The organism is Niabella soli DSM 19437 (assembly GCF_000243115.2).
Taxonomy (GTDB): Bacteria; Bacteroidota; Bacteroidia; order Chitinophagales; family Chitinophagaceae; genus Niabella; species Niabella soli.
Genome location: NZ_CP007035.1, coordinates 3,415,010 through 3,439,506 on the forward strand (window position 1 = coordinate 3,415,010; position 24,497 = coordinate 3,439,506).

16 protein-coding genes are annotated in these 24,497 nt (G+C 45.7%); 13 read left to right on the top strand and 3 right to left on the bottom strand.

Features of this window, described 5'->3' with window-relative positions:
* Positions 1 to 51 precede the first annotated feature (51 nt).
* The 6 genes from NIASO_RS14480 to NIASO_RS14500 all read left to right on the top strand — a co-directional run bounded on the left by NIASO_RS14480 (position 52) and on the right by NIASO_RS14500 (position 6,389).
* Complete coding sequence (locus tag NIASO_RS14480; RefSeq protein WP_008586995.1) at positions 52 to 1,035, top strand: 3-hydroxyacyl-CoA dehydrogenase family protein; 984 nt, start codon at positions 52 to 54, stop codon at positions 1,033 to 1,035.
* Between the two features lie 39 nt (positions 1,036 to 1,074).
* Positions 1,075 to 2,385: an aspartate aminotransferase family protein gene (locus NIASO_RS14485; RefSeq protein ID WP_008586997.1), complete on the top strand. Its 1,311-nt coding sequence runs from the start codon at positions 1,075 to 1,077 to the stop codon at positions 2,383 to 2,385.
* A gap of 32 nt (positions 2,386 to 2,417) precedes the next feature.
* Positions 2,418 to 2,828: a twin-arginine translocation signal domain-containing protein gene (locus NIASO_RS20445; protein WP_008586999.1), complete on the top strand. Its 411-nt coding sequence runs from the start codon at positions 2,418 to 2,420 to the stop codon at positions 2,826 to 2,828.
* Positions 2,807 to 3,469: a hypothetical protein gene (locus tag NIASO_RS14490; protein WP_211139859.1), complete on the top strand. Its 663-nt coding sequence runs from the start codon at positions 2,807 to 2,809 to the stop codon at positions 3,467 to 3,469. Before NIASO_RS20445 ends, NIASO_RS14490 begins: the two co-directional genes overlap by 22 nt.
* Before the next feature lie 73 nt (positions 3,470 to 3,542).
* The gene (locus NIASO_RS14495; RefSeq protein WP_008587003.1) at positions 3,543 to 4,907 is read left to right on the top strand and encodes an APC family permease; all 1,365 of its coding nucleotides are present in this window, start codon (positions 3,543 to 3,545) and stop codon (positions 4,905 to 4,907) included.
* 18 nt (positions 4,908 to 4,925) lie between these two features.
* Positions 4,926 to 6,389 carry a neutral/alkaline non-lysosomal ceramidase N-terminal domain-containing protein gene (locus tag NIASO_RS14500; protein WP_008587005.1) on the top strand — a complete coding sequence of 488 codons (1,464 nt, stop codon included), beginning with the start codon at positions 4,926 to 4,928 and terminating at the stop codon, positions 6,387 to 6,389.
* Positions 6,390 to 6,421: 32 nt separating this feature from the next.
* On the opposite strand, the gene NIASO_RS14505 is transcribed toward NIASO_RS14500, so the two are convergent.
* The 3 genes from NIASO_RS14505 to NIASO_RS14520 form a co-directional block, all read right to left on the bottom strand.
* A complete protein-coding gene (locus tag NIASO_RS14505) occupies positions 6,422 to 7,291 on the bottom strand; it encodes an AraC family transcriptional regulator (RefSeq protein WP_008587006.1) in 870 nt (289 codons plus the stop codon).
* A gap of 1,275 nt (positions 7,292 to 8,566) precedes the next feature.
* Positions 8,567 to 10,546 carry a heparin-sulfate lyase HepC gene (gene hepC / locus NIASO_RS14515; protein ID WP_008587010.1) on the bottom strand — a complete coding sequence of 660 codons (1,980 nt, stop codon included), beginning with the start codon at positions 10,544 to 10,546 and terminating at the stop codon, positions 8,567 to 8,569.
* A 123-nt stretch (positions 10,547 to 10,669) separates the two neighbouring features.
* Positions 10,670 to 11,878 (bottom strand): glycoside hydrolase family 88 protein, encoded by a 1,209-nt coding sequence (locus tag NIASO_RS14520; RefSeq protein ID WP_008587014.1) that lies wholly within the window; start codon positions 11,876 to 11,878, stop codon positions 10,670 to 10,672.
* A gap of 615 nt (positions 11,879 to 12,493) precedes the next feature.
* Here NIASO_RS14520 and NIASO_RS14525 point away from each other — a divergent pair.
* The 7 genes from NIASO_RS14525 (at position 12,494) to NIASO_RS14555 (ending at position 24,496) form a co-directional block, all read left to right on the top strand.
* Positions 12,494 to 15,667 carry a SusC/RagA family TonB-linked outer membrane protein gene (locus NIASO_RS14525; RefSeq protein ID WP_008587016.1) on the top strand — a complete coding sequence of 1,058 codons (3,174 nt, stop codon included), beginning with the start codon at positions 12,494 to 12,496 and terminating at the stop codon, positions 15,665 to 15,667.
* Positions 15,668 to 15,688: 21 nt separating this feature from the next.
* Entirely contained in the window at positions 15,689 to 17,566 is a 1,878-nt protein-coding gene (locus NIASO_RS14530; RefSeq protein ID WP_008587018.1) for a RagB/SusD family nutrient uptake outer membrane protein, read from the top strand.
* A 187-nt stretch (positions 17,567 to 17,753) separates the two neighbouring features.
* Positions 17,754 to 19,262: a sulfatase-like hydrolase/transferase gene (locus NIASO_RS14535; protein WP_008587020.1), complete on the top strand. Its 1,509-nt coding sequence runs from the start codon at positions 17,754 to 17,756 to the stop codon at positions 19,260 to 19,262.
* 85 nt (positions 19,263 to 19,347) lie between these two features.
* On the top strand, positions 19,348 to 20,310 hold the full coding sequence (locus NIASO_RS14540; RefSeq protein ID WP_008587022.1) for an ROK family protein: 963 nt from the start codon (positions 19,348 to 19,350) through the stop codon (positions 20,308 to 20,310).
* Positions 20,311 to 20,328: 18 nt separating this feature from the next.
* Positions 20,329 to 21,591, top strand: coding sequence for an MFS transporter (locus NIASO_RS14545; protein ID WP_008587024.1), 1,263 nt, complete (start codon positions 20,329 to 20,331; stop codon positions 21,589 to 21,591).
* 9 nt (positions 21,592 to 21,600) lie between these two features.
* A complete protein-coding gene (locus NIASO_RS14550; RefSeq protein ID WP_008587026.1) occupies positions 21,601 to 22,755 on the top strand; it encodes a heparin lyase I family protein in 1,155 nt (384 codons plus the stop codon).
* 187 nt (positions 22,756 to 22,942) lie between these two features.
* A complete protein-coding gene (locus NIASO_RS14555; RefSeq protein WP_245605190.1) occupies positions 22,943 to 24,496 on the top strand; it encodes a sulfatase family protein in 1,554 nt (517 codons plus the stop codon).
* The last annotated feature ends 1 nt before the right edge of the window (position 24,497 follow it).

Below are 24,497 nucleotides of genomic sequence, written 5' to 3' on the forward strand. Positions count from 1 at the left end.
TAAATTGGGCAAGAAGCTGATTACTTATTTTTTAACCTGTTGTGAAATTTGATGCGAAGTATTAAAATAAAGGACACCAATATCGGAGTGGTAGGGCTTGGCTTGATGGGGACCAGCTTTATAACAACGTTGCTGATGACCGGCCATAAAGTGATAGCGATAGCTCCGTTGACAGAAGATATGGAGGTGGCGCCGGAACGTATTAATAACCAGCTGTTGCTTTGTGAAAAAACAGGCCTGCTCAAGAGGCCCGTTGAAGCATATTTGTCGCAACTGGTCATTTCAGAAAATTATGAATTACTTGGCTCATGCGATCTTGTGGTGGAATGCGTGATAGAGCATCTGGAGATAAAAAAAGGGGTATATAAAAAAGTAGAATCCGTTGTGTGGGACCATACTATCATTGCCAGCAATACATCAGCAATACCGATAAGCGAATTGCAAAAAGACTTGATCCATCCTGAACGCTTTCTGGGAATCCATTGGGCGGAGCCATCATACTTTACCCGCTTTATGGAAGTAACGCTTGGTGAAAATACGGCACCGCAATATGCGCAATGGGTATATGAACTGGCTCATTACTGGGGAAAGGAACCTACATTGCTCCGGAAAGATATAAGAGGATTTATCACCAACCGGTTAATGTATGCCGTATACAGAGAAGGGCTGAATATTGTACAAAGTGGGCAGGCGACTTTAGAAGATATTGATAAGGCCTTTCGGTATGATGCCGGTTCCTGGATGACATTAATGGGGGTGTTCAGAAGAATGGATTACCTGGGCTTAAAAGATTATGCTGAAACTTTTAAAGCGATCTTTCCTGCTTTATGTAATGATGAACACGTGCCGGCGCTTATGCAGCGGATGGTTGATATAAACGCCCGGGGTGTTCAAAACCTGTCCGGACTTTACCAGTATTCAGCGGAAGAAGCAAAAAAGTGGGAAGAGGCTTTTATTCTATTTAATGAAGAAATATATCGGTTGGCGGCTGAATACCCGCTGGTAAAAGAAAATATACCGTTGCCCGGTGTTTGAGGAGCATTCATGATCGGGCACAAATAAATTAACAGGAAGATGGATAAATACAGTTACGAAAAATCGTCTGCATGGCTGCAAAGGGCAGAGAAAGTGCTTGCAGGAGGCGTGTCCTCCGAATTCCGGAAGTATAACCATCCGCATGCTATATTTTATACAAAGGGCAAAGGGAGTCATGTTTACGATGTGGACGGCAACGATTATCTCGATTTTACATTAAGTCAGGGCCCATTGATCTTAGGACATTCCCATCCGAAAGTGTTGCAGGCCATTAATGAATATTCAGAGCAGGGGCAGTTATTTGCCGGGCAGCATATCAAGGAAGTAGAGCTGGCTGAAAAATTGAATAGCCTTATTCCATCAGCTGAGCTGATGCGTTTTTGCCTTGACGGATCAACAGCGGTTCATACGGCGCTTCGCGTGGCAAGGGCCAAAACAAAGAGAAAAAAATTTCTTCGGTTCGAAGGCCATTATCACGGGTGGCTGGATAATGTGGCCTGGGGATATGCGGCGCCGGCTGCTGACGCATTGGGCAGCCGGGAACACCCCGTTGTGTTCCCCTGGAGTGAAGGATTACCGGAAAATGCCAAAGAAGAATTTATTCTTTTGCCCTGGAACGATCTGGAACTTTTAAGAAAGGTCGTTACAGAGCATTTTAATGATATAGCTGCGATTATTACAGAACCGGTCATGTGCAACAATGGCTGTATTCCCCCAAAAGAAGGGTTTCTGCAGGGGCTCCGGGAAATTTGCAGCCAATTTGGGATTGCTTTGATTTTTGATGAAGTGATAACCGGGTTTCGCCTGGGACTGGGCGGGGCGCAGCAATATTTCGGTATTATTCCCGATCTTGCCATTTTTGCAAAAGCCATGGGCAGCGGTTATCCCATCAGTGCCATTGTTGGGAAAAAAGAATGGATGCAGCTAATAGAAAAGGCAAAGGTTATTCATGCCGGCACCATGAATTCCGGAAATGCCACGGTTGCCGCTTCGTTGGCCACGATAGAAGTGCTGGAAAAAGAAGACCCTTATGAGCGAATGTTCTGTTATGGGGAAAAACTAAAGAAAGGACTGCAGCAGGCAGCCGTTGAAGCAGGACAAAATTTATTGGTGCAGGGAGTTGGGCCGATCGTTCACAGCGGGTTTACACAGTTGAGCCAGGTAAATGATTACCGTGATACCTTTTCCTATGATAAAGTAAAGTTGGGACAATTGATTGCCGGCTTGCATAACAGGGGTGTGAGGGTTATCGGCAGAGGGTTATGGTACATCAGCGCGGCCCATACGGAAAAAGAAATCGATGTGGCCATTAATACGGCAACCGAAGTGCTGCAGGAGATGAAACGGTGATCCTTTTAAAAAATAACGAATAAAAAATTGAAATGACAGGCAGAAGAAATTTTATCAAAAACGTATCAGCTGCCGGACTGCTGGGCGCTCTATCTGGTGTTTTACCATCCCAGGCGGATGCATTCCGGTTGCAAAAGGAAGATAAGAATGACAAAATATGGGGCTGCCTCCTGCATCTGAGCTATAACTTCTGGGTAGAATACAGTTCCCCGAGTCCTTTCAGGGGATACCGGCCCTATTTGCAGATGAGTGAATCTTTATGGAACGATGCCACTCAAAAAATGGTGCAGGAAGGATTGAATCTGGTTGTTATAGATCTGGGGGATGGCGTCCGGTATGAAAGCCACCCGGAAATTGCTGTAAATAATGCCTGGTCGGTAACGCGGCTGAAAAGGAACTGGAACGGCTGCGTAAAATGGGATTGGAACCGGTACCCAAACTAAATTTTGCGGCGGGCCATGATATATGGCTGGGAGAATATTCCCGGATGGTGACTACAAAAAAATACTATGAAGTATGCGGCCACCTGATTGAAGAAGTGGCGCACATTTTTGATAAGCCCCGATTTTTTCACCTGGGTATGGATGAGGAAAATGCAGAAGACCAGCGATATCTGGACCTGGTTGTCATCCGGCAAAACGATCTGTGGTGGCATGATTTCAATTTTTTTGTGCATGAGGTGGAGAAGAACGGCTGCCGTTCATGGATCTGGTCTGACTACCTGTGGCATCATCCGGATGATTTCTTTAAAAAAATGCCTAAATCGGTAGTTCAGAGCAACTGGTATTACGGGGAAAGTTTTGATACGCAACTGACGCCGGTAAAAGCCTACAAGGATCTGGAAGGCTATGGCTATGATCAGATCCCCACCGGCGGATTTTATAAAAAGAACGGAGAAGGAGAAAAGAATATTATGGAGACAGTAAAGTTTTGTAAAGCCAATATTTCAGAGGCAAAGTTGCTTGGCTTTTTGCAAACATACTGGGCGCCCACTACCGAGGATAACCGGAAAGGTATTTTAAAAGCCATCGAATTGATGGGAGATGCAAAAAAATGGTACGATAAAAGCCGCAAGACCAAATGAGCGGATAGTCTGTTTTTTTGATGCCGGCATCCGGGGCTTAAAATTCATTATTGTATAAAAGATTTTGAAATGTATGAATGATAAGATAGAAGCACAAACGGCAAAACCGCATTTACGGCGCGTGCTGAGCCTGTGGGATCTGATTTTTTATGGTATTGTGCTCATTCAGCCCATTGCGGCTGTGGGTCTTTTTGGCGTTGCGTCAAAAGTATCCGGCGGCCATATGAGCACCACTTTGCTGATCGCAATGGTGGGCATGATCCTGACGGCAATAAGTTATGGTCGGATGGCTTCCTTATACCCTTCTGCCGGTTCGGCATATACCTATGTAGGCAAAGGTCTGAACCCTTATTTTGGTTTTATGGCGGGGTGGGCCATGTTCCTCGATTATCTGATCGTTCCGGTTATCAATACCATTTATGCCTGCCTCACCCTGCAGCGGCTGGTGCCTTCGATCCCCTTTGTAATATGGGTGATCCTGTTCGTGCTCTTTATTACATTTTTAAACCTGCGCGGCATCCGCACTATGGCCCGGTCAAACGAACTGATGCTGCTTGTGATGTGTTTGGTGATCCTGGCCTTTATCGTATTGGGCATTCATTATGTTTTTCATGATCGTGGATGGAGCGGCCTGCTTTCTTATAAGCCCTTTTATGATCCCAAAACATTTAACCTGGGAGCCGTCATGACCGCTACTTCGTTTGCGGCGCTTACCTATATCGGTTTTGACGGGGTTACCACCCTGGCGGAGGATGTTAAAAATCCGAAAAGAAACATGCTGTTAGCGCCCATACTGGTTTGTTTATTTACCGGACTTTTCAGCATTCTTCAAATATACCTGGCTCAGCGCATCTGGCCGGATTATAATTCATTTCCGAATCTGGAGACTGCTTTTTTTGATGTAGCGGAAAAGGTCGGAGGCCGGTTGTTGTTTAATGCTATTGCTGTTATCTTGTTTATAGCCTGTTTGGGAAGCGGGCTGGCAGGACAGGTAGGTGCGGCACGCCTGCTTTTTGGTATGGGACGGGACGGCGTCATCCCCGGAAAAATATTCTCACACCTCGATAAAAAAAGAGGAACGCCCACCTACAACCTTATTATCATGGGCGCCCTGACCATTATCGGCTCATTGCTTTTGAGTTACCAGGGATCTGCTGAACTGTTGAATTTTGGCGCCTTCATCGCTTTTATGGCTGTAAATATTGCAACTTTTCGTCAATTCTTTTTCCTGCGGAAAGCAGGTGAAAAACGGCGCATTTTTTATGATGCCATTCTTCCGGTTTCAGGGTTTGTTGTTTGCTTTTTAATCTGGATAAGTCTTCCGGCGGCCGCTAAATTAATAGGCGGGATATGGTTCCTCCTGGGATTTATTTACTTAGTTATAAGAACACGCGGGTTAAAACAAAAGCCGGTCATTCTTAATTTTAAAGATAGCTGATTGTATAATTTTAAAGACATGAAGTACGTAACAAAATCTTTGGGCTTGCTGCTATGCTTAATAGTCACACTTGCCATTTCCTGTAAAGACCAGCATCCGGAAAAGCTAAAAGGAGGCGTGGCCTTAATGAATATTACACCTCCCGTTGGCGCCCGGCTGGCCGGACATTTTTATGAAGCATTTTCCACAGGGGTTCACGATTCGATCTGGGCAAAAGCGATCGTACTGGAACAGGGAAATCAAAAGTTCGCCTTTGTTTTCTGTGACCTGATCGGCATAACGCGGGATATCAGCACACAGGCGCGAAAACTGGCAAGCACCGCAACCGAAATTCCGCTTCAAAATATCCTGGTTGCAGCAACGCATAGTCATACGGGACCTTTATTTTATGGTTTTCAGCATACCTATTTTCATAATAAAGCAATTGCGGACGATGGAGTAGATGAGCATGAGAAAGCTGACTATCCTGATTTTTTGATCCATCAAATTGAAAAAGCGGTTGTAAAAGCAAACGAAAGCGTTATGCCCATTTCGATCGAAGCAGGTGTTGGCCGGGAGGATGGACTTTCTTTCAACCGCCGCTATTATATGAAAAACGGAACGGTCCTTTTTAACCCGGGGCCGCTGAATCCCGATATTGTTGGCCCGGCAGGCCCCATTGATCCGGAAGTTGGAATACTGCTGTTGCGTAATGCCGGATCAAAAGACTATATGGGGGGGCTGACGGTTTTTGCCATGCATGCGGACTGCATAGGCGGTACGAAAATGAGCGCAGATTATCCTTATTACCTGGAACAAACCCTCAAAAAAAAGTTTGGCCAGCAATTCTTTTCTGCATTTTCTCTTGGCCCTGCCGGTGATATAAACGATGTAGACATTAAAAAAGATCAGCCGATCTATAGTGATTCGAACACGCAAAAAATCGGCAGCACCTTGGGTCAGGTTGTAATTCAGGCTGTACCGGAACTCAAGAGGATCACCCAACCATCCTTCGCTTCATTTTCATCTAAGATATTAGTGCCCTTGCAGGTCCCTTCCCGTGCACAGATCGATTCTGCGGATGTGCTGATTAACAATCTTTATAAGGTTAGCCAAACCGGCGCCTATATTAGAAATGCCGGAGGAGAATCGGGCGATTTTTTAAAGCGGGTGGAAATGAGTAAATACCTGGCTTTAAAAGATCAGAAGCCGGCGGTTGATGCAGAGGTCCAGGTTTTCAGGATAGATTCCCGGACCGCGATCGTAGGCCTTCCGGGCGAAATTTTTTCCGAACTGGGGCTTGATCTTAAAAAAAGATCTCCTTTTGAAAATACAATTGTAATGACGGTATGTAATGACAGGATCAGTTATATACCAACAATAAAAGCATTTAAAGAAGGGAGCTATGAGGTCACCAATTCAATAATCAAACCCGGTGGGGGTGAAATGCTGGTTGAAACAGCGGTGAAGCTTTTAAAGGAAGCAAAGGACGGGCTTAAATAAACATCTCTGGGTGGCTATTTAAGCTATAGGCTTTAAACATGCAAGGTCTTACGGTATTCACTAGGCGTCATGCTTTTAATTTTTTTGAATTGCCTGTTAAAGTTAGCCAGCGTATTATAGCCGCATTCATAGGCTATTTCAACTACATTGAAATTTTTTTCTCCCAGCAATTTACAGGCATGGCCAATCCGCACAATATTTAAATATTCTACGAACGTGGCCTTGTGGTGTTGTTTAAAAAAATTACAAAAAGCAGTCACGCCCATATTCGCCACTCCTGCAATTTCGTGAAGCGCTATATCATTATTGAAGTTGCGCATGATATAGTCCGTTATCTTGCTGAACCTATCGGAGTAATCGGTGGCTTGTATGGATTGCTCATAGGTAGGGCTCGCCAATAATTCATAATCCCTTGTGCCAGACAAAATATCAAATATGGTGAGGAGAGAGGCCAGGCGCTGCAACCCGTTCTGCCCCCGCATTTTAATCATTAGGGAAGTGATCATTTTACAAGCCTTTCCCCGGATGGCCAGTCCGCGCTTGGACTTCAGTAAAATTTTCCGGAAGGGCTCTATTTCAGGGATATTCAAAAAATGCTGACCGAGAAATTCGGGCACAAACTGAACAACAATGGCTTCAGCGGGAGTGGATGCCTCCCCTTTTACATATACATCGTCATTTACCCAAACATGTGGCAGTGCAGGTCCCATCAGTACCAGGTCTCCCTCCTGGAAATATCCGATATGATCACCCACCATTCTTCTGCCTGTGCTTTTAGTGATCAATACAAGTTCGTACTCGGGATGGTAATGCCAGGGATAGACAAAGTAAGTTCCCTTTTCTTCAAACAGAATAAATGACTTATCAATTTCCTGCGGCAACCGCCACTCGACAGCTTTCATAATGCAATAGTATTAACGTTGAAAATACGAAATTTAATGATGATTTTAGGGGATTAAAAATTGTACCACTGCCTCAATTGGAGTAGATGGGATTTTTATGTAGTAGCTGATTTAGACCCTTTATGGTCGCTCATTTTATAGGCTAAGTTTACGGAGTATGGATAAGGAGTCATAAAACAAAGCCAGGTTAGCCATTAAATTTATTACAATATGTTCCCGTGTAACTTCAGCAAGCGTACATAATAACAAAAATTGATACAGAGGAATGAAATTAAAATTAACAGGGCAATTGTAGGCGCTGGTTTGCCATTTTAATTTCGGCTGAAGTTTACGGCGTTTTTGTTTGCGGGAAGGGTTCTTTTTCATTTTGTTTTATTTTGTACATAAATCTCCACCCACAATAATCGCTATCCTAAATTAAAAGGAGGTAAATTATTACTTGCAGGCGATATTTTAGCTGGCTGATTTATTTATGAAAAGCCCTAAAAATTAACTCTTATGGAGAAAATACGATACAGGGGGGTAGAAGCATAAATCGGTTCAGGAGAATGATGGGCGTTTTTCCATATATTGATTGAGCGGCTCACGAAAATCAGTCGGCTTTTAAATAAGTTGCAAAAGACAATAATGCAACAAGGGCGTATGAGCTTTATGTAGTGGGTGTTTCGTCCGGTAAAAATGGGTAACGCGGGAAACCGGCACGAGGTGTGCCGGATAAGCGTGGAACAACCATTCATAATGAACCGGTATCAAAATTATCATAATGGGCTTATGGATTCTCCTTCATTGTGATCAAAGCAGGCGGGGTGCTCGTTAGCTAAGAGCAATAGCAGGCCTGGCGTTGCTTTCGAAATGGATCGTGCCGATGGCACTCAATTCCCTATATTTGGCTCATTACTTCGGAATTTATTCCGAAGTTACCTGAAGAATGCAAGCCTCTGGCTTTCTGTCACATTGAGCACATGATTAAACTAGTTGAAACCTCCAGTCAGTGAACGTTGAAGAGGCGTAGCTTCGGTTTAATGGGTTAACAAGGAACTTTAGTTTCTTGTTAAAAGCGCGCAACTAAAAGTAGAGAGCCATCGGCTCGGCCTATAAGCTGATCCTGCAGCGATACCCCATCAGTCAATCAGCATCACAAGTATTTTAATAAAATTGATACCGGTTTATTATCACGCTGTCTGGTAAAGCTAATTAAGAAAAAAAAGAGAGGTCAATAGACTTCCCTTTTTGATTAGTTTCTTTGGCAACTTCGTATGCCGGAAACAGATCTTTCTATTGTACTAACCTTACCGTAATATCTTTCTGTTTGCCGTCAACGGTCAGTACAAGGGAGAGAGTGCCTGCGTCATAATTATTAGATGCGTTTTCTTTTAAAGTGATCTCCGGCGCTTTCTGACCATTATAGGGATATAAGATGGTAATGAAGGTTTGTGGTGCATCCGATGTTTTTGCTTTTTCAAAAACAAAGGCAGGGCGTTCTAATTCCTGGCGGTAAGCGTAGGATACTTTTCCTTCCTCCTTTTTTAATACAACCGGCTCTTTATCCAGGTTCCGGATCAGCAGGTTATTGCCATCGCTGAAAGTGGTATATACGCTGTGTTGCTGTTCGTTAAAAACAGGATTGCTGTTTTCTTTGAGCTGAAAATGGACGCCAACAGTTCCCTGATCTTTTCCTGCGGCGCGGTCGATGATCAGGAAATACTTTTGGTCAATAAACAACACAGATCTCCGGTGATTGAGGCCGGGGTAGCTGGGGTTAGTGTACGTAAGAATATCAAGATCTTTTCTTGTTTTCCATTGTTGCAGCGCCGCCTTGGTGATCACCATATTTTCATTGTTCAGCGTTAATGTGCTATGTACGCGGGTTTGCCGGTACCAGTTACGGAGTTTCATGATCGTGGAATCACCGGCATATACATAACAACCCGCATCCGGGGTAAAATTGCGGCCTTTGATCCACAGCTCAAAAGTACCGTTATCCGGCTGGGCATGAAAGGCTCCCGGGGGGCTGGCTTTTAATACCATAACCGTAGAAGTATTGCTCCATCCGTTCCGGAAAGTGTAAAAGCCGGAGGTGGTTAAGCCGTGTGAAAGAAAGGCGGGTGGGTTGCCTTTTTTGCCGTCGGTAGCATAATATTGGATCACTTTATTGTTGGGAAAGGCTTTGGCCCAACTGGTGTAAGACTTCAGCATAGCCGATTTTTCCACCAGCTTGGCATCGCTGAAAACCGGGTAGGTATAATCCGGGAAAGAAAAGTTGATCGTAGCAAGGATCATTTTCTCAACGGTTTCCTTATAACTCGCCGGGAAAACCTGGTCCATACCCGCCTGCTGCGTGGAACGAAGCGCGCTTAGGAAGGTGTTGATCATAGACACATGATAGTTGGGCGACAGCTCCCATTGCACCCCGTCCGGGTATACCTGTTTTTTTATTTCAGCGTTCAGGATCGCCACGCCGCTGTTTCTCCAGGCTTCGGCTCTTTTAAATTCCGGAAAGGAAACCCCTGCAAAAAGCACCCGCTGTGCCTCAAACAGACGGTGATTACCCTGTTCGGCATAGTTGCCCGACAAATAATCAGCCTGTTCATGATAATTGTTAAGGAACTTCATCAGGAACGCTGGGGTGAAGTTGGGCGAATGCACAAATATATTGAAGGTGGGTGCCAGGTTTAAAATACGGTCCGATACCTCCAGCGGGCGCCAGGCGTATTTATCATTCTCCTGAGACAGGCCCTTTGCGTTTTTTTTAGCCCAATCGGTAAACTGGTATATCCATTCTTTTGCATAACGTTCTTCCTTTGTAGCCCGGTATACCAGGGCCATCGATTGCCACCATTTAACCCGGTGCAACTGCCAGCGCACTTCATTGTCCTTCACCGGCCAGTATTGCCAGTTAATGTCCTTACCGTAATAAAAAAAGCCGTAACCCTTATGGGGTTGGAACTTGTGTAACAAGGCGCTGTCGGCTGCGGCGCGGGTAGCTTTATCAATGGATCGGTTCAGGTCCACATCTTCTTCAGCGGCACTAAAATCCGGCTCCCTTTTGTTGCTTTTCTTTTTGTAATACGCCAGCAGGGCGGTTGCGGCGGCGTCATAGTGCTGCGCCTGCACGTCGGCTTTTACCTGCTCCAGTCCGGGATAATCCAGGTTCAGGATGGCAAAGGCCGATTTATCAAGCGCCGGCTGTTGTGTGTTGCCGGTGTAAAAGAACGCCATTAATAGAATAGTGGGTAATATCTTCTTTATGATCATCGTAAATGATTTTAATGTTTATTAGCAAGCCGGTAAGCCGGAAAAGCGGGAAGGTATTATTCTTCAATTACCGCCTCACCGCCTTCCCGGCTATTGGTGAGACAGCTCAACATTAATGAGCGCCTATTGTAGCGGCAACTTAATTTTATTTAATGCGGCATATTTTTTCAACGCTTCAAGATAATAATAGTCGGCATAATCCAGGGGTGTGTCCACCTCAGAATTATATAAAAAGGCGCCCACGCTATGCCTGAGGATGAAAAAATGATTCTCCCCGGGTTTTGCCAGGAAATCATCGGAAGAAAGATTTTTCAGGATCTCTTCGGCATAATCTGCATATTTTTTTCCGTCTTTCACCCGGGTACTTAAATCCAGCAATCCGCAGGCAATTACCGCAGCGGCCGAAGCGTCACGGGGTGCGCGGCCATCAGGGTCCAGCGCATTATGCACATCAAAATCCCAAACGGGAATTTTATTTTTCGGCATCCGCGGATGGGTCATTATAAATTGTGCAATATGCTGCGCCTGCTGTAAAAACTGCGGGTTAGCGCTGTTGTTGTAACACATAATATAGCCATAAAGACCCCAGGCCTGCCCCCTGGCCCATGCAGATTCATCTGTAAGGCCCTGGTGCGTTCCCTTGCTAAGGACTTTACCGGTTGCCGGGTCGTAGTCTACCACATGATAGGAACTGTAATCTTTTCTGTAATGATTTTTCATTGTAGTGAGAGCATGCGTGTTAGCCGCATTCGTATACTGCTGCTTATTAAATTGAGCGCCCGCCCAGTACAGGTATTCCAGGTTCATCATATTATCAATGATCACCGGGTATTTCCAGGGGCCAAAATCCCAGGAGCGGATCACCCCGGTTTTGGGGTTGAAGCGCTCAAAAAGATGCTCGGCGCCCTCTTTGAGTACGGGCAGGTATTCTTTGTCTTTCGTAATGCGCCAGGCGTTCCCGTAGGAACAATAGAGCATAAAGCCCAGGTCGTGTGTTTTGGTTACATACCGGATGGAGTCGAGGGCGAGCGTAAACCGTTGGGCGGCCGTCGCCAGATCTTTATTACCGGTTAATTCGTATCCATACCAAAGCGAACCGGGAAAAAAACCGGTGGTCCAGTCGGTTTTGGGAGCCAGTCGTACCGTCCCATTGGGATTTACCGAGCGGGGATTCTGGCCGGGTGTATAGGTCGCCGCAGCCCGGGTCAGTTGCTCCTGGATGGTGATAATAGCATGGCGGAACCAGTCTTTAGAGGTACTGGCTTGTGCCTGGGCTGCTACCGAAGCTAAAAGGATAAATGCTGTAATAATGGCATTGAATCGTTTTTTCATCTGCTTTTAAAGTTTGAATAAAAGTAAGCCGGCACAGAAGAAGGGTCTTTCAATATTGATTTTAATATTTTAAAACTGGATGAAATTTATTGGGATTAAGGAATGTGGTAAAATAGGAGAAACGGGGCATAGTGTTTTTCATAAAACAATATGTTACTGATAATCAATGATATAAAGTATTCTTGTGGTTAAAACGGCAAAAAAAGAGAGAAAAATAATCCAAATCGAAAAAAGAAAAATCCATTTTTAAACAGGCCCCGGCAATGTCGTTCTATATTTATGATCGTCAAAACAGCTCAACCCTGACCTGTAAATGGAAGCATAAGCGAACGCTATTACAGGAATAGATGCTCGCGACAATTTGTCGGGTTTTTGAATGCCAGGTCGGGATTAGTTATTTGATTGTTGCCGAAATGATTTAGAACAGCATTGCGCAATTGCCATTTGAAATGATAAACGAGAATGTCCTAAAATATACAGATTATGCCATTAGTTATGATAAGAAACCAATTAAACTGCGGAGCTCTGAGGAGCAGGCTGCAAACGGGTATAAGGATACCCCACCAATTACAAATCAGAAAGATCATTTCACCCTGTTTAAAATTTAAAACTGCGATGAGGTTAACGTTTGTTTTATTAGTGCTGCTGACAGGAATTTCCGGAACAGCAATGGCACAAACCATTAAAGTAAGCGGTATGGTTAGTGATGCATCGGGTCAGCCGCTGACCGGAGCCACTATTAATGAAAAAGGCACGGCCCGTACGGTACAAACAAAGGATGGGCGGTACTCGATTCAGGCCGCTCCTAATGCCGTATTAGTTATTTCACACGTTGGCTATGAGGCCAAAGAAGTGGCCATTAACAACCGCCAGAAGATCGATGTAAGTCTGCAGGAACAAGACAAAAGTCTGGACCAGGTAGTGGTGATCGGTTATGGAACGCAAAAACGCAAGGACCTTACAGGGGCCGTTAGCTCAGTAAGTGGCGCTGAGCTGGCAAAAGTGCCGGTACAAAATGTGGGGCAGGCCCTGCAGGGGCGGCTGGCTGGTGTGCAGGTAACCATGAACGATGGTTCGCCAGGTGCCGACCCGGTAATTAAAATACGCGGGGGAACCTCCATATCGCAAAGCAATCAGCCGCTGTACGTGATAGATGGGGTACCGCAGACCGATGGCCTTGGCTTTCTGGACCCAATGGATATTGAAACCGTGGATGTATTGAAAGACGCTTCTGCCATTGCAATTTATGGTGCACGGGGTGGTAATGGGGTGGTATTGATCACTACCAAGCAAACCAAAGTGGGTAAAGTATCGGTGAACTATGATGGTTATGTGGGCGCCAAGCATATAACTAAAGAGATACCCGTAATGAACGGCTATCAGTATTTATTGCTGAACTATGAGCGTTCGCTGGGAGATGCCACCCGCATGGCGGCGTTTACCAACCAGTACGGCCCTTATGATTCGCTGCAACTGTTATATGGCAACCGCCCCGGTGTAGACTGGCAAAAGGAAACGTTTGGTAACACAGTGTACAATCAATACCATAAAGTGAGCATAAACGGCGGAAGCAAGGACACAAAGATCAACATGTTCTTTTCACGGAACAAGGACGAGGGTATTATGTTGAACAGTGCTTCTACCAAAAATATTGGTAAGCTTTCCGTAAATCAAAAAGTAGGCGAAAAGCTTTTAGTGAATGCCATTGTGAGCTACACCAACCAGAAAATAGAAGGGTTGTCGCCTGCCGAAGGGGGAAATGCCCGCCTTTCCGTATTGCAAAACCTGTTGCAGTACCGCCCGGTGGCCGGCAGAAATACGGACGATGACGCCCTGATCGATTATGAAACAGACCCTGTTGACAATCCCGGGGGGGCACCCACTTTTCAAAGCCCTGTAATTGGCGCCCGTTCACGGCTAAGGCAAAGGGTGATCAATACAATGAACGCCAATGTAATGGCACAATATAAATTGACCAAAGACCTTACCTACCGGGGGGTAGTAGGCTATACCATTAAAGACACCAAAGACAAGCAATTTAATACAGAGGAGTCTATTGTGGCCATCCGCAGCGGCGGGCCCTTTGGCAGTATTGCACAGGCAAAAGATCCCCGTTTCACTTATAGCAATACACTTACCTACAGCAAGATTTTTGCGCAGGCCCATAAAGTGGATGTAATGGCCGGCCAGGAATATCAATATACGTATCATGAGGATTTTGGCGCCAGTTCCAGTGCCTTTCCGTCTGTAAACAGCGGATGGGACAACCTGTCGTTAGGTACGGTATTGGGCACCCCTTCCTCCTATGCCGAAGAGGATAAATTACTCTCTTATTTTGCCCGCGCCAATTATGGTTATAAGGATAGGTACCTGTTTACCGCTACCATGCGGGCAGATGGTTCTTCCAAATTTGGCGCAAACAACCGCTGGGGTTATTTCCCTTCAGCAGCGTTTGCATGGAGGGTCATCAACGAAAATTTCATGAAAAACAATTCTTTGTTTTCCGATTTAAAACTGCGCCTGGGCTATGGCTTAACGGGAAATAACCGTATTGCCAACTATGCGGCTTTAGGTATCTATGGTACAGGCTCCTATAACCTCAACAATACAGTGGTGATATCGGCAGCAGAAAATAATCTGCCCAATCCCAATTTGAAATGGGAGGCAACGGAAGGCCGCAACATAGGGATCGATATGGGCTTTTTGAATCAAAGAATAACGTTAACGACCGAAATTTATGATAACCGTTCCCGGAACCTGTTGTACAATACCCGCATCCCATCCAGCTCGGGCTTTGTAACCCAGTTCCAAAACATCGGAAGCACTTCAAGCAAGGGCCTGGAGTTTACGTTGAATACAGTGAATATCAAAAAAACAGACTTTAGCTGGAACTCCAGTTTCAACATATCGTTTCCAAAAACAAAAGTGCTGGAACTGAGCCAGGGCGAGAATTCTATGGTATTGCCCAGCTATACCGGCTATAACAGCAATCCCAGCATTAACGATTTTATACTGCAGGTAGGCCAGCCGGTTGGAATGATCTATGGCTACGTGACCGATGGTTTATACCAGGTAAGTGATTTTGATTACAATGCCGCTACCAGCACATACACTTTAAAATCAGGGGTGGTTCAGGACAACCGCACGGTGCAGCCGGGTTATCAGAAGTTTAAAGATATAAGCGGACCCGATGGAACACCGGATGGCAAAATAACGGATGCAGACCGTACGATAATTGGCAACACCAATCCCAAATATGCCGGTGGTTTTAATAACACGGTTACCTACAAAGGATTTGATCTGAGTGCCTTTGTGAATTTTACCGTGGGCAATGATATTTATAATGCCAATGTATTGAACAATGCTGCGTTAAGCCAGGATTATAAAAACTCTTTGGCGCGCTTTGCGGACCGCTGGATGACGATTGACGGCACGGGTCAGCGGGTAACCGATCCTGCAGCGCTGGAAGCGTTGAATAAGGGGAAAACGGTTCCTTCTTATATTGGCATCGTATCAGACCGGCCGTATAATACCCTGGTAGAGAACGGATCGTTTTTGAGGCTGAACACCATCAGCCTGGGCTATACATTGCCAAAGCTTATTTTGAAGAGGGCGAAAATTTCCAACGTACGGTTCTACATCACAGGGTATAACCTGCATGTATTTACCAAATACTCCGGGTACGATCCGGAAGTAAGTGTGGTGAACAACGCGCTTACGCCGGGCGTAGATTTCAGCGCCTACCCACGGGCAAGATCGTTTGTGGCTGGTGTTAATTTGTCCTTATAATTTATTTAAAGATTTTATACAATGAGAGTTATATCAAAAAATTTTATATGGATGGTGCTTGCAGCGGGTTCGTTGCTTGCATTAAGTTCCTGCAAAAAAACACTGGAAACAAAAGCCTATTCTTATTTTACCAGCGATAATTTTTTTAGTAATACAGACGAGGCGAATATGGCCACCCTGGGGGTATATGGCGCGGTATCAAATTTTTCGGGTTATGGGTGGTATGTACCGATGGTGCTGGATAACGATAACGATATCAGCCAGATCTCGGGAAATAGTGTCGATAGCTGGCGCGTAATCCCCCATTACCTGGGCATCCCGGAAACCGATATTTATTATAGCACGTGGAGCGTATTATACCAGGGAATTGACCGGGCCAATGTAGTGATTGAAAAAATTCCGCAAATGGCCTTGTTTACCTCCGGTACTGATGCTCAAAAAGCATTATTGAATCGTAATTTGGGCGAAGCTAAATTTTTGCGCGGGTTTTATTATTCTGAACTGGTGCGTTTATGGGGCGACGTGCCTTTTAAAACCACCTCATCCAAAGCAGGCGATAACCTGAAAGGCACGCTGACAGACCGGTATGTGATCTATGATCAGATTATAAAAGATATGAAAGAAGCAGTGGACCTGTTGCCCGCGGCTGTACCAACGGATGAGCGGATCAACAAATGGGGCGCAAAGGCAATGCTGGCGCGGGTTTGCCTTTTTGCCGGCGGTTATTCCCTGGCAACCGACGGTACCATGAAAAGGCCTGCCAACTACAAGGACTACTATACAATAGCGCAAACCCAGATCAATGATATTATGGCTGCCAATCCCTATAAACTGAATGCCAGTTATCCGCAGGTGTTTATTAATCAGTGTAAACATAATATGGAGTTTACCGAAAGCATTTTTCAAATAGCGCTTTATACCGTTGCGGATCCTGCCGGCGACCAGCCCAACTCCTCCCGTTTTGGATTCTGGAACGCTCCTCAAACTGCAAAAGGAATATATAGCTCCACTAATTTAAGAGAAGCTACGGTACGGCCGTTTTATGAAAGCTACCAGGCGGGCGATTTTAGAAAAGACTTTGCGGTGGCGAGATATACGGTGGCTGCCGATGGAAGCCGTACCTATCCTACATCCAGCACGGCTGATCAAAACTGGGCGCCCGGAAAATGGAGCCGCGAGTATCAGACCAACTCTGTAACCGAACAAACCAGCACCGACATTAATTGCGTGGTGATGCGCTATTCCGACCTGCTGTTAATGCGTGCAGAAGTGGAAAATGAATTAAACGAGGGGCCCAATACTACTGCACTTGATGCCATCAACCAGGTACGGAGAAGAGCTTATGGTCTTGATATGGCAGGAAGCGCGATCAGTTTTACGATTACCAACGGAGGCACGGGATATACCAGTAACCCAACACTTCAGGTGAGCGGTGGCGGCGGCAACTATGCGGCAGTAGCCGTTGCAACACGCAGCGGTAACAGAATAACAGCGTTGACGGTAAATAATCCGGGCTATGGGTACACTTCTGCCCCCACGGTTACGGTAACCGGCGGTGGCGGTACGGGCGCTGTCATAACGGCGTCCCTGGTGGCCAAACCCACAACAGACCTGGTTTACATTCCCACAGGGTTAACGAAACAACAATTTTTAGATACCCTTGTTTCAGAACGGGCTAAAGAATTGTGTTTTGAAGGCATGCGCCGCTCCGACCTGATACGCTGGAATTTGCTGGGCACCAAAATAGCAGATACGTATGCTAAAACGCAGGCGATAAGAACTACGTATCCTTACCCCGCGTATACTAACTTTAAGCCCGGTAAGCACGAGCTGTTCCCTTATCCTCAAAACGAAAAAGATGTAAACAGTTCCATTACCCGCCAAAATCCCGGTTGGTAAACGGTTATTAAAATGATAATGTGTTTGTTTAGACCTTTAAATTTAACCACAGCGTAAACCGAGAATACTCAGCAATTACAGAGGTGGTACATTAATTAATAAAACGCTGTGTGCTCCGTGTTAAATCTTTGTTCCCTCTGTGGTTAAGAACCGGCTTAAACAATGTCAATAATAAAATCAATTGATCATGATAAAAAAATGGTACCTCTTTTATTTCGCCGGGCTGCTTTTGTTTGCAAGTGGTTGTAAAGCACCCGGAAAAAAAGAAGAAAAAAAGCGTCCCAACATTTTAATCATCATGTCCGATAACCAGTTCTTTGAGCATGTTGGTTGTTATGGGGATAGTACCGTGCGTACACCTAATATGGATAGGGTGGCAGCAGACGGTGTGCGTTTTACCAATGCTTTTTGTAATTCGCCATCCTGCACTCCATCCAGGGCAGGTTTTCTTACCGGCCAGGATAACTGGCGATTGGGAGAGGGTGCCGACCTCTGGGGTACACTGCCGGTAAAAGATACGGTTTACCCCGATTTGCTCGAAGCCTCGGGGTACCAGGTGGGTTTTCAGGGCAAGGGATGGGGCCCGGGGAGCTTTGAGGCAAACGGACGCAAACGCAATCCAGGCGGCAACCCGTACGAAAGTTTTGCGCAATTCATGCAGCAAAAAAAAGCAGGCAGCCCCTGGAGTTATTGGCTGTGCAGCCACGAACCGCACCGTCCGTATGTTCCGGGATCGGGCACGCAGGCCGGTATCGATTCTAATAAAGTAAAAGTGCCGGCATACCTGCCGGATGTGCCTTCAGTACGGGGCGATATTTCCGATTACTATGCAGCAGTGGAACGGTTTGATCAACAGGTGGGAGCAACTTTGGCAGAACTAAAGAAAAGCGGTGAACTGGATAATACCGTTGTTGTAGTGTGCAGCGACAATGGCTGGCAAATGCCCCGCGGCCTGGCCAACCTGTATGATTTTGGTACCCACGTTCCCCTTATTATATCATGGCCCGGTAAGTTTAAACAAAAAGCGGTATCCGATGGTTTGGTAACGCTTAACGATCTTGCGCCAACCATCCTCCAGTTGGCAGGCGTAACCATACCTGCTGCCATGACGGGCAAAAGTTTGCTGCCCGTGCTTGACGAAAAACCTGCAACCAAAGCCGTGGACAGGGACTTTGTGGTGCTGGGGCGCGAGCGCCATGCTTTTGTAAGGCAGCATGGACTGGGCTATCCGGGCAGAGCCATCAGAACCAAAGACTTTCTATTGATACATAATATTTACCCAGACAGGTGGCCGGCGGGTGATCCGCCTTTCTACGGAGATATAGACCCCTACATGTTGAACTGGCCCGGCGAAACCAAGTACTACATCATGGAGCATAAAACCAACCCCGCAATAAAGCCGTTCTTTAATATGGGCATGGGCAAAAGGCCGGAGATAGAATTATTCGATATCAAAAAGGATCCTTACGAGTTGAACAACCTGGCCAATGATCCAAAATATGCAACCATAAAAGCCGACCTGATGAAAAAAATGACCGGTTACCTGGTTGAAACAAAAGATCCGCGTGCCATTGGAGGGGATGTTTCAATTTGGGACAAAGCGCCGTATTTTAGTGATGTAGATAAAAAACCGCGACCGAGCAAAGAAATGCAACTACGCTTTAAGTTAGACTCGGCCTATGATTATTTAAAATAGAGGTGTAGCCGGAAAAACGGAGCTGGTTTATTTTATTCGCTTCCGGCAAAAAATATTTTTAATGACCCTGAAACGCATACCTTAATTGAAAGAAAAATTTGCCATAGGAATAGACGTGGGTGGCTCCTCGCTGAAATGCGGCGTTGTGAGTACAGCCGGAACGATTGTGCATACATTCCTGCATCCACTCAATAATGCCACAACGGAGGATGCAATAATTGAAGCGATCATAGCCGCCATAAAGCAATGTGCTGATGCGGCAGGGGGCGCTGTAAGCGGCGTGGGCATTGGCTTCCCGGGCATTGTGGATGAGAACGTGGTGATTGGCGGGGCCGATAATTTGCCGGGATTTGAAAACCTGCCGTTGGGGAAAATAGTGCAGCAACAGACCGGTTATACCGTAGTTATGGATAACGATGCCAATATGATGGGTGTAGGGGAATGGGCCTATGGGGCTGCAAAGGGATGTACCGACATTGTTTTTCTGACGGTGGGTACCGGAATTGGCGGTGCCCTGGTGCTGAGAAATGAATTATATGGAGGCTATAAAAACCGGGGCACAGAACTGGGGCATATTGTTTTGCAGCAGGGTGGCGTACCCTGTTGCTGCGGCGGCCGGGGTTGCTTTGAAGCCTACGCTTCGGTAACCGCGTTGATCAACGATTATAAGGCATTAAAAAATGATCCTGATACAACAATAGACGGCAAAAAAATTGTAGAAGCCTACTTGCAAAAAGATCCGTCTGCCCTATCGGCTATGAACCGGCATTTTGAATATATGGCTACGGGTATTGCCGGTTTTATTAATGTGTTCAGCCCACAAAAAGTGATCATTGGCGGCGGTATCAGCGAGGCCGGAGATTTTTATATTGAGGAAATTGCAACCCGGGTAAAACGAATAGCAATGCCCGCGGCTGCTGAGTACACCACCCTATCAGCGGCTGCCCTGGGCAACAAAGCGGGTTTATTGGGCTGTGCTGCGACAGTATTTCGTCATACTGCCGGATCATCAAGTGGGCCTGTTCAGGCAACTTCAGTATCAAAGTAATCAATCAAAGAATAATTAATGCAGCAGCGGAATAATTTTTTAGTAGGTGTGATCCTTTTGATCTGGTTTGTTATTTCTTTTGTAACAAACATACTGGGTCCGTTGATGCCCATTATTATTGAAACCTATCACCTAAGTCTTACTATGGCGGCCTTTCTGCCATTTTCCTTTTTTTTGGCCTATGGAATACTTTCGGTCCCGGCAGGAATGATGATTGAGCGGCTGGGCGAAAAAAAATCAATGCTCATCGCTTTTGCACTGAATTTTTGTGGCGCATTGATCTTTGCATTTAATCCCCAGTACAGTATGGCATTGGCATCGCTGTTTATCATCGGTGCAGGGATGGCGATGTTGCAGGTGATCATCAACCCGTTGATGCGCACCGCGGGGGGTGAAGAAAATTTTGCTTTTTTTTCAGTGATGGGACAGTTGGTATTTGGGTTGGCCTCATTTGTAAGTCCGTTTGTATTTACCTACCTGATGAAAGAGTTGGCCACACAACCCGTTGCTAATCCGATAGTCAGTTTATTGGGAGGATTAGTGAAAAACGGGCTGCATTGGACGGCGCTGTACTGGTTGTTCAGTTTCATTTTCGTATTGATGCTGGTATTGCTGGCGCTGATTAAGATGCCGGCAGTGGAGTTAAAGGAGGATGAAAAATCCGGGGCCATTTCTGTGTACCTGGAGTTATTGGGAAAGGGCGATGTATGGTTATTCTTCCTGGGCATAATAGCATATGTAGGTACAGAGCAATCGCTCGCAAACTGGATGTCGGAATTTTTAAAACGCTACCACGAGGTAGATCCCGCTAAAGGCGGCGCCAACGCCGTTGCATGGTTCTGGGGATTGATGACCATTGGTTGTTTGCTGGGGCTGGTGGTGCTAAAGCTTTGGGATTCAAAAAAGGTATTGAAGATCGCCTGTATATTATCTGCAGTGGTGTTAAGCGTGGCGCTGTTCGGCAGCAAGGAACTTTCCCTGTGGGCCTTTCCGGCCGCAGGGTTTACCATTTCGGTCATGTTTTCTGTAGTATTCTCGCTGGCGCTGAATTCCATCCGCAAACATCATGGCTCTTTTTCCGGCATTTTGTGTTCCGGCATTTTTGGCGGCGCCCTCGTTCCGCTGATCGTGGGAGCATTGGGGGACGCCATTGGGCTTCGCTACGCCCTATTGTTTCTTTATGTAACGCTGGGTTACCTGTTCTTTATTGCCGTTTATGCAAAGCCACTGGTAAATAATAAAACAATTAAGCTAAAGGAAATTTTTTCCCGCGAAAAATAAAACGAGGATATGAAAAGGATAAAAGTTTGGGCAGGGCTGTTACCGGTATTATTCAGCGTTAGCGCCGCTGCACAACAACAAAACCTGGAGCCTGTTCCGGGCAGGGTGAATATACAGGCGGATACTGCCCGCAAAGCGGATGTTGTAGATGGTGCCTGGGTAGCAGTTGGCATCGACCGGCCTTATTCCATTCAGAAAGATGCAGCACTTCTTTTTAACGGGAAACCGTCTTACCGTTTTGAATTAAAAGGTGAGGACAATTCTTTAGAAGGATATGAGGAAGGAAGTACCAAAGGCCGCGCCGAACTTTCTTACTGTTATGCTACTACAGATGATTATAAGGGCCTGCCATCAGGCACCTATGCCACTGACCAGGTATTAAAAATGGTGTATGATCATGGAAAGGGGCAATGTAAACAGGGCTCAAAATGGACCTATACTTTTTCTGTTTATGTACCTGCTGCGCTGCCGGCAGATGTAAATACCATTTTTGCGCAATGGCATGGCATGCCCTCCCGTACCCTGGTACAGGATCCCTCCGGAAAAATCATGCAACTGACACCAGAGCAGTTTGTTAAATTAAGTGATAGCATGGTGTTTGCAAAAGACCTGGGCCACGAAAAAATAAAAAGTATAAACAAGAACAGCAAAGAGAGTTTTAAAGCCGGTAAAAAGAATGGCTGGAAAATTGAGCAGGGCGGCTACCCTCCGCTGGCTTTTGGGTTCTCCAACAATATGTTTTATATAAAAGCTAATTCTGATAGCAAATGGATGACCGATAAAACGGACCGTACATTAGCTAACCCGTCAAAAGATGCGATCATGCAGCCAGTACGTTCTGAATATAAAATTTCCACCATTGCTTATAAAAGCGCTTTTGATACATTTCCCAAAAATACCTGGGTGACATTTACAGTTGCGATAGACTGGTCCACATACGGTGGTGCGAATAATAAAATAGAGCGGCGGGGTAAACTGGACGTGGTGATGCAGTATCAAAAAGAGAAGAAGAATAGTAACGAACACATTGTGAACAATCAGACCATTGCCATCGGCCGAAACGATGAAAGCGGCTATTACTTCAAGTTCGGGATCTACCGCGTGGGCAGCAGCACCACACCGGTAGTGTATAACCTGGCAGGATATAGTCAGCAGCAGCGATAGTTAGTGGAATAGAGTGTTTATGTAAATGGTTAAATGAAAAATGATCTGTACAAATCAAGTTCTTGAATGGCAAGTAACCTGATTGGCCGTCATTTCGACCGAACGGAACGCAGTGTAGTGAGCGGAGAAATCTCGCTATATAAAAGTGAGGTCTTCAATTGAAATGACCTTATACTTAACACAAAAAATGAAACGAATAAAAATGTCAACCCAAATGAAGAAAAAATTACCACTTGCTTTATTGCTGGTGCTGCTTACCAGCATCCTGCAGGCGCAGCGCCCCAATATTGTGTTGATCATTTCCGATGATCACGCCTTCCAGGCCATCAGTGCCTATGGCAACAAACAGATTCAAACGCCCGGCATCGACCGGCTGGCAAGGGAAGGGGCTTTGTTTAGTAATGCCTATGTAACCAATTCCCTTTGCGGACCCAGCAGGGCCAGCATCCTAACAGGCACCTACAGCAATATAAATGGCTTTAAGGATAACGTAAATTTCAATTTTAATTTTAACCAGGGCAGTTTTGCCAAGGTATTACAGGGCGCGGGTTATCAAACGGCGTGGATCGGTAAAATGCACCTGGGCGACAGCATCCCGCAGGGCTTCGATTATTACAGCATCCTTCCCGGGCAGGGGCAGTATTATAATCCGGATTTTATCCAAACCGGCAACCATACCCGGCGGTATAATGGTTATGTAACAGATGTTATTACCGATGTTGCGGAAGACTGGCTGCAACACCGGGATGCTTCAAAACCCTTTTGTCTGGTCATTGGGCATAAAGCCACCCACCGTACCTGGATGCCTGCTTTGGAGGACCTGGGTCGGTATGACAATATAAATTTTGAATTGCCCCATGATTTTTATGATGATTACAGTACGCGTAAAGCCGCTGCAGTGCAGGACATGACCATTGCCAAAACCATGCGCATGCTGCATGATCTGAAGATTTATGAACCAGGCGATTCAGCAGCAATTGAAAACAGCGTAAAACGGATGACGCCGGAGCAAAAGCAAAAATGGTTTGCTTATTATGCTAAAGTAAAGGCGGATCTTGATGCAAAAGCGCCGAAAGGGAAAGCGCTTACCGAATGGAAGTTTCAACGGTATATGAAGGACTACCTGGCGACGGCTGCATCGCTGGACCGGAATATCAACAAAACCCTGGATTATCTCGACAAAAAAGGCCTCTCAAAAAATACAGTGGTGATCTATATGTCGGACCAGGGATTTTATATGGGCGAGCATGGCTGGTTCGATAAACGTTTTATGTATGAAGAATCTTTCCGGACGCCCATGGTGATGCGCTACCCGGGTGTGATCCAACCCGGCAGGGTCATCAGTGATTATATAATGAATATCGACCTGGCGCCTACTTTTATTGAATTGGCCGGTGCTGGTGTTCCGGAGCGGATGCAGGGGATTTCTTTTTTACCATTGCTGCAGAACAAAAAATATGCTTCCCGCAACGCCCTGTACTATCATTACTATGAGAACGGGGAACATTCGGTGTCGCCGCATTTTGGCATTAAGACCAAACGCTACAAGCTTATCCGCTTTTATGGCAAAGTAGAAAGCTGGGAATTGCTTGATCTGCAGCAGGACCCACATGAGTTAAAAAACATTTATAATGATCCAAAGATGGCCCCCGTTGTAGCATTGCTCAAAAAGCAGTTGCTGGAACAGATCCGTCAGTATAAGGATGGGGAGGCGGAAACTATTTTTAATAAGGCGTTATAAC